This is a genomic window from Micromonospora sp. NPDC049366, from assembly GCF_044466625.1.
Taxonomy (GTDB): domain Bacteria; phylum Actinomycetota; class Actinomycetes; order Mycobacteriales; family Micromonosporaceae; genus Micromonospora.
Window position 1 is genome coordinate 148406 of the sequence record NZ_JBITMV010000009.1, and the last position, 12037, is coordinate 160442.

The 12037-nt window shown below is 75.5% G+C and carries 15 protein-coding genes, 1 tRNA gene and 1 pseudogene; 4 read left to right on the top strand and 13 right to left on the bottom strand.

Annotation, left to right across the window (positions count from 1 at the left end; genetic code table 11):
- Positions 1-9: 9 nt before the first annotated feature.
- From ACIBTV_RS15200 to ACIBTV_RS15225, 6 genes are all read right to left on the bottom strand, one after another.
- Positions 10-342, bottom strand: a complete 333-nt coding sequence (locus tag ACIBTV_RS15200) for a small basic family protein (RefSeq protein ID WP_091588778.1) — start codon at positions 340-342, stop codon at positions 10-12.
- The gene (locus ACIBTV_RS15205; RefSeq protein ID WP_396705157.1) at positions 339-1268 is read right to left on the bottom strand and encodes a DUF881 domain-containing protein; all 930 of its coding nucleotides are present in this window, start codon (positions 1266-1268) and stop codon (positions 339-341) included. The genes ACIBTV_RS15200 and ACIBTV_RS15205 overlap by 4 nt, the downstream gene beginning before the upstream one ends.
- The gene (locus ACIBTV_RS15210) at positions 1265-1897 is read right to left on the bottom strand and encodes a CDP-alcohol phosphatidyltransferase family protein (RefSeq protein WP_396705159.1); all 633 of its coding nucleotides are present in this window, start codon (positions 1895-1897) and stop codon (positions 1265-1267) included. Before ACIBTV_RS15210 ends, ACIBTV_RS15205 begins: the two co-directional genes overlap by 4 nt.
- Positions 1898-2199: 302 nt before the next feature.
- Positions 2200-2670, bottom strand: coding sequence for a MarR family transcriptional regulator (locus ACIBTV_RS15215; protein ID WP_396705363.1), 471 nt, complete (start codon positions 2668-2670; stop codon positions 2200-2202).
- 56 nt (positions 2671-2726) lie between these two features.
- Positions 2727-3905 (bottom strand): PP2C family protein-serine/threonine phosphatase, encoded by a 1179-nt coding sequence (locus ACIBTV_RS15220; protein WP_396705161.1) that lies wholly within the window; start codon positions 3903-3905, stop codon positions 2727-2729.
- A 96-nt stretch (positions 3906-4001) separates the two neighbouring features.
- Positions 4002-4748, bottom strand: a complete 747-nt coding sequence (locus ACIBTV_RS15225) for an SAM-dependent methyltransferase (protein WP_396705163.1) — start codon at positions 4746-4748, stop codon at positions 4002-4004.
- Positions 4749-4866: 118 nt separating this feature from the next.
- On the opposite strand from ACIBTV_RS15225, the gene ACIBTV_RS15230 reads away from it, so the two are divergent.
- From ACIBTV_RS15230 to ACIBTV_RS15240, 3 genes are all read left to right on the top strand, one after another.
- Entirely contained in the window at positions 4867-5748 is an 882-nt protein-coding gene (locus tag ACIBTV_RS15230; RefSeq protein ID WP_396705165.1) for a universal stress protein, read from the top strand.
- Positions 5749-5822: 74 nt separating this feature from the next.
- A complete protein-coding gene (locus tag ACIBTV_RS15235; RefSeq protein WP_396705167.1) occupies positions 5823-6035 on the top strand; it encodes a phosphatidylethanolamine-binding protein in 213 nt (70 codons plus the stop codon).
- Positions 6032-6508 carry a hypothetical protein gene (locus tag ACIBTV_RS15240; protein WP_396705169.1) on the top strand — a complete coding sequence of 159 codons (477 nt, stop codon included), beginning with the start codon at positions 6032-6034 and terminating at the stop codon, positions 6506-6508. The genes ACIBTV_RS15235 and ACIBTV_RS15240 overlap by 4 nt, the downstream gene beginning before the upstream one ends.
- Here the strand turns inward: ACIBTV_RS15240 and ACIBTV_RS15245 are convergent.
- Positions 6505-6711, bottom strand: coding sequence for a hypothetical protein (locus ACIBTV_RS15245; protein WP_091588770.1), 207 nt, complete (start codon positions 6709-6711; stop codon positions 6505-6507). The genes ACIBTV_RS15240 and ACIBTV_RS15245 overlap by 4 nt on opposite strands.
- Before the next feature lie 132 nt (positions 6712-6843).
- Between ACIBTV_RS15245 and ACIBTV_RS15250 the strand changes: the two are divergent.
- Positions 6844-7485 (top strand): annotated as a pseudogene (locus ACIBTV_RS15250) (hypothetical protein); the annotation flags it as partial.
- 22 nt (positions 7486-7507) lie between these two features.
- On the opposite strand, the gene ACIBTV_RS15255 reads toward ACIBTV_RS15250, so the two are convergent.
- From ACIBTV_RS15255 to ACIBTV_RS15280, 6 genes are all read right to left on the bottom strand, one after another.
- A complete protein-coding gene (locus ACIBTV_RS15255; protein ID WP_157741537.1) occupies positions 7508-7690 on the bottom strand; it encodes a hypothetical protein in 183 nt (60 codons plus the stop codon).
- Between the two features lie 75 nt (positions 7691-7765).
- The gene (locus ACIBTV_RS15260; protein WP_396705171.1) at positions 7766-7963 is read right to left on the bottom strand and encodes a hypothetical protein; all 198 of its coding nucleotides are present in this window, start codon (positions 7961-7963) and stop codon (positions 7766-7768) included.
- Positions 7964-8026: 63 nt separating this feature from the next.
- Entirely contained in the window at positions 8027-8740 is a 714-nt protein-coding gene (locus ACIBTV_RS15265) for a hypothetical protein (protein ID WP_396705173.1), read from the bottom strand.
- A 50-nt stretch (positions 8741-8790) separates the two neighbouring features.
- On the bottom strand, positions 8791-10554 hold the full coding sequence (gene selB / locus ACIBTV_RS15270; protein WP_396705175.1) for a selenocysteine-specific translation elongation factor: 1764 nt from the start codon (positions 10552-10554) through the stop codon (positions 8791-8793).
- Between the two features lies 1 nt (position 10555).
- Positions 10556-11860, bottom strand: a complete 1305-nt coding sequence (gene selA, locus ACIBTV_RS15275) for an L-seryl-tRNA(Sec) selenium transferase (protein WP_396705177.1) — start codon at positions 11858-11860, stop codon at positions 10556-10558.
- Positions 11861-11879: 19 nt separating this feature from the next.
- Positions 11880-11975: transfer RNA gene (locus ACIBTV_RS15280), tRNA-Sec, on the bottom strand.
- Between the last annotated feature and the right edge of the window lie 62 nt (positions 11976-12037).

Consider the following 12037-nt stretch of genomic DNA (forward strand, 5'->3'; position numbering starts at 1 on the left):
GCCACAAACCTACGCCCGGAACAGGTGCCGGCGAATGGCCGCCACGTTTCCGAAAATCCGCACCCCGAGCACGACCACCACACCCGTGGACAGCTGACCACCCACGCCCAACTGGTCACCCAGGTACACGATCAGAGCCGCCACCAGCACGTTCGAGATGAACGACACCACGAACTGCTTGTCATCGAAGATCCGGTCGAGCTTCGCCCGCACCCCACCGAACACCGCGTCCAACGCGGCCACCACGGCGATCGGCAGATAGGGCTGCAACGCCGCGGGCACCGTGGGATCGAGCCACACCCCGAGAACCACACCGGCGAGCAGCGCCAGCACCGCGATCATCGACCACCTCCGGAGGGGCTGGGGGACGTCCCGGAACCGGACGCCCCGGGACTCGCCGACCGGCCACCCGACGGTGCGGCGCTCGGACTGACCGGCGGCTCCGCGTAGCGTAGCTGCGGCTCGGGAGCGGACGGCAGGGTGAGGTCGTCGGCCTCCCGCACACCGAACGACAAGCCGGTCTTGTCGGCCACATCCCGCATCAGCGTCGCGTTGCGACTCTGTTCGAACCGGCGCTTCATCGACCCCGGCCCGATCGCCGAGACTTCGTACGGCCCGGTCACCGGCCGAAAGTCCACCAGGATCGCCTCACCCGCGAACCGGATCGTCGACGTGGCCGTCAACCGCTGACCGTTGATCGCCACCGCCTCCGCCCCGGCGCTCCACAGCGCGTTGGCCACCCCCTGCAGGTCGCTGTAGAGCACCCGCGACGGCCCCACGCCCGCACCGGTCACCGCGTCCGCCTGGCCGGGGGCGTCCGCCAACCGCACCACGACACCGTCACCGCGCACCCGGCCCATCCCGGTGCCCGCCTCCAGGTCCCGCAGCCGCGCCGCGGCGGAGTCACTCAACGCCGCGTCCCGCTGCCGGCTCACCTCCGCCCGCAGCCGGTCCGCCCGCGCCGACAACTCGTCGGTCGCCGCCTCCCGCTCCTTGATCTGAGCGACCAGCCCCGACCGGGCCTGGCTGCGCCCCGGCTCGTCCTCCAACGTCTGCCGGTACGCCACCGCCAGCAGGAAACCCAGCACCAGCAGCACCACCACGGTGACCGTGCGCGCCGACCGGGTCCGCCACGCCGGCGGAGGATTCTCCCGCCGCCGGGCCGCCGCGTCGGCGTAGCCCTGGTCGAGCGGATTGCGGAACAGCTCCGTGAGGAAGTCCGGCGCGTACACCCGCGCGGGGCGCTCGCGCTCGTCGCGTTCGGTCATGCCGAGGCCCCGGCGTTGCGCGCCGCGCGCACGAGCCGCGCCGCCTGGACCACGTACATCGCGCCGGCCACCCAGTAGAGCACCAGCCCCCACCACGCCAGCGCCCACCCGATCGCGCCGGCGACGTCGGCCGCACCCGGCGCGGCGGCCGCCAGCAGCAGCGTCGGGAACGCGGCAAGCAGCAGGAACGTGGCGGTCTTGCCCACGTAGTGCACCGGCGGCGGACCGTACCCGAAGCGGCGCAGCACCCCCAGTGAGCCGAGCAGCAGCAGCTCCCGCGCCAGCAGGGCCGCGGTGAACTGCCACGGCACCACGTCCCGGGCGGTGAACGCGACCAGCGTGGCGAGGATGTAGAGCCGGTCGGCGAGCGGGTCGAGGAGTTCACCCAGCCGGCTCACCTGGCCCAGACGGCGGGCGACCCAGCCGTCCACCCAGTCGGTCGTGCCGCCCACGGCGAGCACCACCACCGCGGCGACGTCCGCGTGGGCGACCAGGAGGAGATAGAGGAACAGCGGGACACCGAGCAGGCGCAGGAAGCTGATCAGGTTGGGCACGGTCAGCACCCGGTCCCCCGTCGCGACCCCGCCGGTGGCCTCCGGACGATCTGCCCCAGCCGGCCGACGCGACACCGAACCTCCTCCGCGGCACGACCGGACGCCCAGCCGTTGTCGGGCGGCGCGGAGGGACGTGCGCGCTGTCGGGCCGGCCATCGCCGGCGCCCCCTGCGGCCCCGTCGAACGGGACCTTCGCCTGAAGTCGGCCCACGATCGACGATCGCGGGCCGGACGAGTTGCGCTGCCACTATATCGGGCCGCCGCCGACCTGCTCGCCTGCCGAGGCCTGGGCCCCGGTGCGCCGCACCGGTTGTGGCGAGGGTCACCACCCGCAGGGCATCCTAGGACACTAGTCGAAGTGGGTGGCGCGGCCACGATCAGGCCGTGCGGGCCGCCGGGTCTTTCTGCGGCTCCCCGACCGGCGCGGCGGCCGCCTGCCCGAACGCCAGCAGGGCCAGCAGCAGCTCGTGCTGGGTGCGGGCCGGCATGCGGTCGAGCACCGACTGCACCGCCCGGTGCCGCCGCTCGGCGAGGTCGTGCAGCAGCTGCTCCGCCGCGGCGGTGAGCCGCAGCCGCACCTCACGCCGGTCGCGCGGATCCGCCATCCGCCGCAGCAGCCCGGTGGCCTCCAGCCGGTCACACAGCCGGCTCGCCGACGAGGGCACCACGTCCAGCAGCTCGGCCAGCCGGTTGACGTTCGTCTCCGGCCGGCTCCGGATCAGCGCCAGCACCCGCAGCTGCGTCGGAGAGACCGAGACGTGATGCCGGGATGCGGCCGCGTCGAGCACACCGATCAGCGCCTCGGCGGCCGCGCCGATCGCCGCGGCGAGATCCGGATGTCGCTCCACCCGCTGTCCCCTGCCGTCGTCCCGCTCGTGCCCGGCCCTGGTGGCGGCGTCACCTCTCATCCGCCGACCGGGCCACGGAAACCGTGCCAGTCCAGGCAGACCACGACCGCGTCGTCGCGGAGATCGCTGTCCACGTGGTAGGCGTGCAGTTCGCGCATCACCGTACCAACCGCCTCGGCCGCCGGCTGCAACCGCGTGGACCGCATCGCGCGCGCCATCGCCCGCTCCCCGTACGGCTCCTGGCCCTCCGGCTCGGCCGCCCACACCCCGTCGCTGACCACGAAGAGCCGGTCACCCGGCGCCAGCGTGAACTCCTGCAGGTCGTAGCGGGCCTCCGCGAACATGCCCAACGGCAGCTGCTGGTCGAGGGTGATCGGCTCGACGGTCCCGCCGCGCACGCGCAGGACGTGCGGGGAGCCGGCGTCCACCGCCCGGACCCGCCCGGTGCGGGTGTCCAGCTCCAGCAGCAGCGTCGCCACGTACCGCTCGCCGCGGTGCTGGTAGTAGATCGTGTCCGAGGCCAGCTCGGCCTGCTCGACCAGGCCGCCGCCGGAGCGGCGGGCGTTGCGCATCGCGTTGACCGCCACGGCGGTCAACAGCGAGGCGGCCAGACCGTTGCCGTCCCCGTTGAGCACCGTCACCGTCAACCGGTCGCCGTCGACGGACCAGTCGAAGTGGTCACCGCCCACCGTGTACGCCGGTTCGAGCTGGCCGGCGAGGTGGAACGTCTCGTGCGTGACGCTGCGACCGGGCAGCAGCTCCCACTGCATCTCGGCGGCCATGGTGAGCCGTTCCCGGCGCCGGGCCCGCCGGTAGCGGTCGGTCTCCCGGTCAGCCGCGCGTAACGCCACCGCCAGGTCACCGGCGATGTCGGCGGCCCGCTCCTCGGTGACCCGGTCCGGCACCCCGGGCAGCTCGATCATGAGGACGCCGAGCCGCTCGCCCCACACCGACAGCGGCAGGAACAGCCGGCACCGGCCGTCGTCGGCGGCGTCCCGCACCGGCTGCTGGCTGCTGAAGCAGCGCTGGAGGCCGCCGAGGCCGCTGAGGGAGCCGGCCACCGGCGGCTCCGGGTCGAGCACCGGCCACAACCCACTGATCCGGTAGTCGGCGATGAACACGTCGGTCCGGGTGGCGCCCAGCGTCGACCGGATCGCCCGGTCGGCGGCCTCCGCGAGCTGGTCGGGCGGGGCGGCGCGAAGAGTGCGTGACACCGGATCGGGCCGGTCCACCATGGTTGTGCCTCCGAGAAACTTGCTGTAGGGCAAGCATCATACGGAGGGCGTACGACGGCCGGACGGTGCGGTGCCCGCCCGTGCCGACGGGCGGCCCTAGTCGGCCCCGCGCACCGCCACGCCGCCGTGGAACGCGTCCGGCAGATCCGGCGTCGGACCCTCGGCACGCCAGCGGGTGACCGGGACGACGCCCTCATCGGTCGGCTCCCACCGGCCCAACAGCGGGCGGAACGCCGACGGCGGACGCATCCGGAACGCCGGACCCATCATCGCCAGCGCCTCCGGGTAACCAGCCAGCTCCTCGGTGTCGAAGTCGATCGCGAGGCAGCTGCCCGGCGCGGCCGCCGCGTACAACTCGTCGAGGGTACGGGCCAACGTGTCGTCGTCGAGGAACGCGGCCAGGCCGAGGAACACCACCCCCACCGGCCTCCTCCCCCACCCCGGCACGAACCGGTGCAGCTGCGCCGGGTCCACCGTGCCCACGTCGGTCGCGTCGCCGAAGCCGTAACCGGCCCGGTCGCTGCCCGCCAGGATGCGCTGCCCGAGCCGGATCGTCACCGGATCGACGTCGGTGTAGAGCACGGTCGCCTCGCTCGCCACCTCGTGCACGTTGCCCATCGTGGGCACCCCGGCGCCGAACACCAGGAAACCGTCCACACCCCGCTCCGCGATCGACCGCACGGCGCGGCCGAGGAACCCGCGCAGCGCCCGGAAGATCGGGGCGCACGGCCCGTACGCCTGCTCGAAGGCCCGCGCGGCGGCCACGTCGACGGGAAAGTGGTGCTCCCCGCCGAGCCAGAAGTCGATCATCCGTGCGGTGCTCGGCTGGTCGGGCTCAACCATCGACGACGCTCCCTCCCCGGCGGTCGTGGCCAGCGTACCGACCGGACGTCCTGGACGGTATCGCCCCGACGACGCCGACCCGGCCGCGATACTGGCAACAGCGGGCGGGAGGTGGGCGGTGAACTCGGCGAACGGCGCGGCGGTCGTGGTCGGCGTGGACGGGTCCGAGCCGTCCCTGCGCGCGGTGCGCCTCGCCGCCGCCGAGGCGCACCGCCGGCACCGGCCACTGCGGGTGGTGCACGGGTTCATCTGGCCGCTGCTACGCGTACCGGTCACCCCACCGCCGGACGGACCGCCCGGCGGTGGGCTGCGCAACCAGGCCGAACAGGTCGTGGAGGCGGCCGTCGACGAGGCCCGAGCGGCGGCCCCCGGCGTACGCGTCTCCGGCGAGATCATCGACGGGGAGGCCGCCGCCGTGCTGCTCGGCGAGTCGCCCACCGCCGCGATGATCGTGCTCGGCGATCGGGGGCTGGGCGGGTTCTCGGCGCTGGTCGTCGGCTCGGTGGCGATCCAGGTCGCGTCGTACGCCGACTGCCCGGTGCTGGTCGCCCGCGGCACCGTGCGCGACGACGGGCCGGTGGTCGTGGGCGTCGACGGCTCGGAGCTGTCCACGCTGGCGATCGAGTTCGCCGCCGAGACCGCCGCCCTCCACGACGCGCCGCTGCTCGCGCTGCACGCCTACCGCCACCCGGCCTCCACCGGCCCCGGCGACATGCAGCCCCTGGTCTACGACGAGGCGCAGCTGCGCACGGGCGAGGAGCAGACCCTCGCCGAGTCGCTCGCCGGGCTGGGCGAGCGCTACCCCGACCTGCCCCTGACCCGCGAGGCGGTGCACGGCCGGCCCGGACGCGTCCTCGCCGAAGCCTCGAAGCGGGCCCGGCTGGTGGTGGTCGGCGGTCAGGGGCGGGGCGAGTTCACCGGGTTGCTGCTGGGGTCGGTGAGCCAGTCGGTGCTGCACCACGCCGACTGTCCGGTGGCGGTGGTGCGGGCGCCGCGCTGAGCATGGTTGACCCGCGCGGCAGCGGGTAGACGCCCCGGGTACGCCATCGGCGACAGCGACCGGAGGAGGCAGAGATGCCAGGACCACGGCCGGGCAGCAACGCGTACGACAAGCAACGGGCGCGACTGCGCAACACGATCGACGACTCCGGACGGCGGGTGCCCGACGGGCGGGCGAACCAGGTGGCGAACCGGATCCTCCAGGAGGACCGGGGCCAGCGTGGGGTGGTCCGGGGAGAACGGACGTACGGCCCCAAGGGCGAGCGCGAACCGGGCGACCCGAAGTGAGGGCCAGCGACGTGACCGACGGCGCCATCGCGGGCGCCGTCGGCACCACCGCGTTGAACGCCGTCACCTACCTGGACATGGCGCTGCGCGCCCGCCCGTCCAGCGGCACCCCGGACGAGGCCGCCGGGCGGCTCGCCGGCGCCGCGCACCTGGACCTGGGCCCGGCGCCGAAGGCGACGAACCGCCGCACCGGGCTGGGTGCCCTGCTCGGCTACGCCACCGGCGTCGGCGTCGGCGTCGGTTTCGCCCTGCTGGCGCGGGGCCGCCGGCAACCGCTCGCCGCCGCCGGGGGCCTGATCGGCGCCAGCGCGATGACGATGACCGACGTTTCGCTGACCGTGCTGCGGGTCACCGACCCGCGCACCTGGCGGCGCTCCGACTGGCTGGCCGACATCGTGCCGCACCTCGTGTACGGCGTGGTGGCCGCAGCCACCTGGAACCGGCTGCGGCCACCCGCGAAGCGTCGGGGCTAGCCCCGGGCGTCGCTCTCGTCGTCGGCCAGCGGCTCACCCGCCGGGCCGTACGGCGAAACCTGTCCCTTCGGCACCGGCCGACCCTGGTCACCGCGCGACGAGCCACGGTTGAGCGGGTGGCCGGTCGGCGTCGGGCCCTTGCTGTCCTGGCTCGTCGCGCCCTTGTTGTTGCGGCGGAACTCCTCCTGCTGCGGATTCACCATCGGTGTCTCCCTCCGGGTGGACGGCTCACGGCAATCGACCGCCTCCCGGGCCGGTTACCCGCCGCCATCGCGGCCAATCCGTCACCGCCCGCCGGCAGGGCTAGTCGGCCCGCGGGCGGGTACATCCCCGGCGTGGGCGACCAACGGGCGGTGACGCGGGTCCTGCTGGACCGTCAGGGACGGACGTACGCCGAGGAGGCCGGGATCCGGCTCGCCGACCGGCCGGGGCCGCTGTACCAGCTGCTCGTCCTGACCACCCTGCTCAGCACCCGGATCCGGGCGTCGGTGGCGGTGGCGGCCGCGCGGGAACTGTTCGCGGCCGGCTACCGGACGCCGCAGGCGATGGAGGCGGCGACCTGGCAGCAGCGGGTCGACGCGCTGGGCCGCGGCCACTACCGCCGCTACGACGAGCGCACCGCAACGATGCTCGGCACCGGGGCCCGACTCTGCCTGGACCGCTGGCACGGGGACCTGCGCCGGCTGCACCGCGACGCGGGCGGCGAAGCGGGCGGGCTGCGCCGGCGGCTCACCGAGTTTCCGGGGATCGGCCCGACCGGGGCGGACATCTTCCTTCGTGAGGCGCAGACCGTGTGGACGGACCTGCGGCCGTTCGCCGACCGGCGGGCCCTCGCCGGCGCGGAGCGTCTCGGCCTGCCCCGGTCACCGGACCGGCTGGCCCAGCTCGTGCGCGGCGCGGACTTCGGCCGGCTCGCGTCGGCGCTGGTGCGGGTGGCGCTCGGCGAGGAGTCCGCCGGCGACGTCACCCGGGTCGCCGCCGCCCGCAGAGCGGCGCTGGCTACTTCGCCGGCTGACCCGGCTTGGTCAGGTGCCACACCAGCAGCGAAGCGAGCACCGCCAGCAGCACCAGGCCGCCGGTGAGCCCGCGGCCCTCGTCGGGGTCCCGTCCGGTCGTGCCGAAGTAGATCACCGCGAGACCGGCGAGCACCGTCAGGAACGTCCGTACACCTCGGTCCTTCACGTATCGCACGCTACGAGCGTGCGCGGTCGTGGCGGGCCGTTTGCGCCCTCTTGTCCCCCGTCCGGGGTAACGGCCTCAGTCGACCTCCAGGTCGTCCAGGGAGATGGCGTGGGTCATCAGCCAGCGGGCCAGCGCCGCCATTCCGAACAGCCACAGCGGCGCCGACTCGGTGGTGCCGTTGGTGGCGAAGATGGCGAACCGCAGGTCCGGCGCCCGGTACGCCTCGATCCGCCACCTGTGCTGCTTGTCCCGCCAGACCGCGGAAGGGTCCATGCCGTCACCGTAGGTGACGGTGCCGGCTGTCAGGCGGGGTTCGCCCACCCGGCGACGTCGGCCCTAACCGGGCACGACCGTGCCGCCGAGCAGCGCCCGCAGCCCGGCGACCAGCACGGACAGCCCGATGCCGCCGAGAATCAGCACGCCGAACCCCCACCAGCCGGAGTGCCGGGCCGCCCGTTCCGCGGCCGGTCGCCGGCGTTCCCGGTGGACCCAGGCCAACACACCGACCCCGAAGGGCAGCAGCCCGACCCAGAACCAGTACCAGCGGGTGCCGACGCACGGTGGTCGCCCGTTGACGAGCACGAACAGCCAGATCAGCCCGATCGCCACCGCCGTCAGGGCTGCCGCGTCGCTCACCCGGTGCGCCGGCGCCCCATCGGCCCGCCACGCCTGGGCGGTCGCGGTCAGTCGGGCGTCCCGGGCGGACGGCCCCGGTTCGGGCCAGCTGTGCGGTCCGCCGTCGTACGTGTACCGGATCTGCCCGTTCGGCAGCGTCCACGCGACGATCCCGCCCTGGTCGGCGGGGTAGCGGGGCTCGGGCACGTGGCCCCACAGGGCGGAATCGTCATCCCAACCGTCGGTCCGTTGGAACGTGACGACCCGCCCGGCGGCGAGGTCCCGGTCCAGTTCGTCCACCGACACCTCGCGGGGCGCCGACCACCACGCCAGGGCGGCCCACAGCAGCCACAGCAGCAGCAACGCCCACGGCAGGCCCGCGGCGGTCAGGGCCGGCAGGCGGCGTCCCAGGCTCCGCACCCGTTGGCTGGTCATGCCGGCACGATCGCAGGTCGCCGCAACCGGCGCTGCCCCCGATGGCGGGCTCAGGGCCGGGCGGTGACCACGACCCGGGCGTCGTCGGGCAGCCGGCGGGTGGCGCCCCGCCGGTCCAGCAGCTCCAGCAGCGGCACCGCGACCCGCCGGGTGGTGTCCAGGGCCTGCCGGGCCGCAGACAGGGTGAACGGCTGCGGGAGCCCGGCCAGCACCCGTACGGCGTCGTCGAGGGCGTCGGGCAGCAGCACCACGTTGTCGGCGAGCTTGAGCAGCGCGCCGGCGCGGACCGCCGCGCCGATCTCCCGTGGACCCAGGCCCAGGTCGGCGAGGCGGTCGGCCTCCGGCGCCCGGAACGGGCGGTCGCCGTACTCCTCGCGGATCCGCCGCACCGCGCGGGTCACCGGCTCGGGGAGGGTGTCGTGGGCGGCGGCGGTGACCCGACCGGCGTGGACCCGCAGGGGCGCCCGGACCAGCGCCTCGACCAGCGCCCGGTCGGGCAGGCCGAGCCGCTGCCGCAGCGCCTCCACGGGTGTGCCGTGCTCCAGGGGGTGTTCCCGGGCGTGCCGGGCCACCTCGTCGACCAGGCGGGTGCCGAGCCGCGCCCAGTGGTCCGGGTCGGCCAGCCAGTCCCCCGCCACCGGCGTCCCCGCCACCGGCACCCCCATCCGGCTCAGGTCGGCGGCGCGGACCAGGTGCCGGCGGCGCAGCTCCCCGGCCAGGTCGGGCCGGCCGTCCAGCCCGTCGAGCACCGCCGCGCGGGCGGCCGCCGCGCCCCGCCGGCCCAGCGGGGGCGGTGCCACGTCGAGCACGGTGACCCCACCGGAGACGTGCCGGCGGCCCGGGTCGCGCAGCAGCGCCCGGTCGCCGACGAGCAGCGGCAGCGGCCGGGCCAGCCGCAGCCGCACGGTGTCCGGACCGAGCGGCCGTACGTGGGCGGGCACCGCCGCCGACCCGACGTGCAGGGTGAGCGTGGCGGGCAGGTCCGCCGCCGGGTCACCGGCGAGCCGGACGTCCACCAGGTCGGTGCGGTGGAACCGGCCGGGGGCGAGCAGGGCGTCACCGCGCGCCAACCGGTCACGCGGGGTGCCACGCAGGTTCACCGCGACCCGGGCCACCGCCGCCACCTCGGGCCGGGCGACACCCAGCGACTGCAGACCGCGGACCCGCACCGTCTCCCCGGTGGCCGCGAGCTCCAACTCGTCGCCGACGCGCAGCCGCCCGGCGCCGAGGGTGCCGGTGACGACGGTGCCGCTGCCCCGGATGGTGAAGCTGCGGTCCACCCACAGCCGGACCGGGCCGTCCGGGTCGGGCGCCGGCAGTCGGGCGGCGAGCCGGTCCAGGGCGGCGCGCAGCCGCGGCAGGCCGGCGCCGGTGACCGCGCTGACCGCGACGGTCTCGACGTCGCCGAGCGCGGTGGCGGCGATCTCCGCCCGGGCCCGGGCCGCCGCCGGTTCCGGGTCGGCCAGGTCGGCGCGGGTCACCACGAGCAGGCCGTACGCCACACCGAGCGCGTCGAGCGCGGCCAGGTGCTCGGCGGACTGCGGCATCCAGCTTTCGTCGGCGGCGACGACGATCAGCGCGGCCGGCACCGGGCCGACGCCGGCGAGCATGTTCGGCACGAACCGTTCGTGGCCGGGTACGTCGACGAACGCGACGGTGCCGCCGGACGGCAGCGTCGTCCAGGCGAAGCCGAGGTCGATGGTCATGCCGCGGTGGCGCTCCTCGGCCCACCGGTCCGGTTCCATGCCGGTCAGGGTCCGCACCAGGGTCGACTTGCCGTGGTCGACGTGCCCGGCGGTCGCGACGACCCACACGTCAGTCGTCCCCCGGCACGGCCAGCACCGCGACGCGGACCGCCTCGTCCGCCTCCGGCGGCACGCAGCGCAGGTCGAGCAGCAGCCGCCCCTGCACCACCCGGCCCAGCACCGGTGTCCGCCCGGTACGCAGCGGCGCCGCGTACCGCTCGGGCAGGCTCAACGCCCACGAGTCCAGCTCGACGCCGGGCGCGCCGCCCCCGCCGACCACCGCCACCGACGGCACCACCTCGGCCTTGCGGCCGTCGGCGCCGAGCCGTTCCCGCAGCCGTTCCGCCCGGGCGTGCAACGCCGACGGGTCGGCGTGCAGCGCGTCCCGGGTCGGCGTGTCCGGACGGTGCAGGGTGGCCGCGAGCGCGGCGAGGGTGAGCTTGTCGACCCGCAGCGCCCGGGCGAGGGGGTGCCGGCGCAGCCGCTCGACCAGGGCGGCGGCGCCGAGCAGCAGCCCGGCCTGCGGCCCGCCGAGCAGCTTGTCACCGCTGGCGGTGACCAGGTGGGCGCCGGCGCGCAGGGTGGAGGCGGCGTCGGGCTCGTCGGGCAGCAGCGGATCCGGGGTCAGCAGCCCGGAGCCGATGTCGGCGACCACCGGGACGCCGAGGGTGGCGAGGTCGCGCACGTCGACGGCGGAGGTGAAGCCGGTGACCCGGAAGTTCGACGGGTGCACCTTCAGGACGAAGCCGGTGTGCGGGCCGACGGCGGCGGCGTAGTCGGCGACGCTGGTCCGGTTGGTGGTGCCCACCTCGCGCAGTCGGGCGCCGGTGCTCTCCAGCAGGTCGGGCAGGCGGAAGCCGTCGCCGATCTCGACCAGCTCGCCGCGGCTGACGACGATCTCCCGGCCGGCGGCGAGCGCGGTGGCCGCGAGCACCAGCGCCGCCGCGCCGTTGTTCACCACGTGCACCGCCGCCGCGTCCGGGACGGCGGCGGCGAGGGCGTCCAGGGCGTCGCGGCCGCGGCGGGCCCGCCGGCCGGTGGTCAGGTCCAGTTCGACGTCGGTGTGCCCGGCGGCGGCGACCAGCGCGGCGACCGCCGGCCGGGACAGGGCGGCCCGACCCAGGTTGGTGTGCAGGACGACGCCGGTGGCGTTGAGCACGGTGCGGGGTGTCGGGGCGGGCAGCGCCTCGACGGCGGCGTCACCGACCGCCTCGGGGCTGATCTCGCCGCGCCGGGCCCGGTCCTGCGCGGCGGTCACGGCGGCCTTCACCCGGTCGCGTCCCAGGGCGGTGATCGCGGCGGCCAGCCTCGGGTCGGCCAGCAGCACGTCGGTGCGGGGCACGCGCCGACGCGGGTCGGTCCGGCCGTCACGCATTGCGTCATCTCCCCGCGGTTGGCGGAGACGGACGGGAATCGAACCCGCCTGGCCCGGGTCCCGGACCACACCGGTTTTGAAGACCGGGAGGGGCACCAGCCGCCTGAACGCCTCCACCGGCAATTTGACCACAGGGTCAGGACGCCCGCGCAGCAAGGTCGAAAACCGCTCGGACCT

Bases quoted from the DNA above. Each gene is read 5' to 3' on its own strand.
- ACIBTV_RS15245 (WP_091588770.1), bottom strand. From the start codon at position 6,711: ATGGTGAATCCGCAGCAGGAGGAGTTCCGCCGCAACAACAAGGGCGCG.
- selA (WP_396705177.1), bottom strand. From the start codon at position 11,860: ATGCGTGACGGCCGGACCGACCCGCGTCGGCGCGTGCCCCGCACCGAC.
- ACIBTV_RS15225 (WP_396705163.1), bottom strand. From the start codon at position 4,748: ATGGTTGAGCCCGACCAGCCGAGCACCGCACGGATGATCGACTTCTGG.
- ACIBTV_RS15235 (WP_396705167.1), top strand. From the start codon at position 5,823: ATGCCAGGACCACGGCCGGGCAGCAACGCGTACGACAAGCAACGGGCG.
- ACIBTV_RS15220 (WP_396705161.1), bottom strand. From the start codon at position 3,905: ATGGTGGACCGGCCCGATCCGGTGTCACGCACTCTTCGCGCCGCCCCG.
- ACIBTV_RS15205 (WP_396705157.1), bottom strand. From the start codon at position 1,268: ATGACCGAACGCGACGAGCGCGAGCGCCCCGCGCGGGTGTACGCGCCG.
- ACIBTV_RS15200 (WP_091588778.1), bottom strand. From the start codon at position 342: ATGATCGCGGTGCTGGCGCTGCTCGCCGGTGTGGTTCTCGGGGTGTGG.
- ACIBTV_RS15260 (WP_396705171.1), bottom strand. From the start codon at position 7,963: ATGGACCCTTCCGCGGTCTGGCGGGACAAGCAGCACAGGTGGCGGATC.
- ACIBTV_RS15265 (WP_396705173.1), bottom strand. From the start codon at position 8,740: ATGACCAGCCAACGGGTGCGGAGCCTGGGACGCCGCCTGCCGGCCCTG.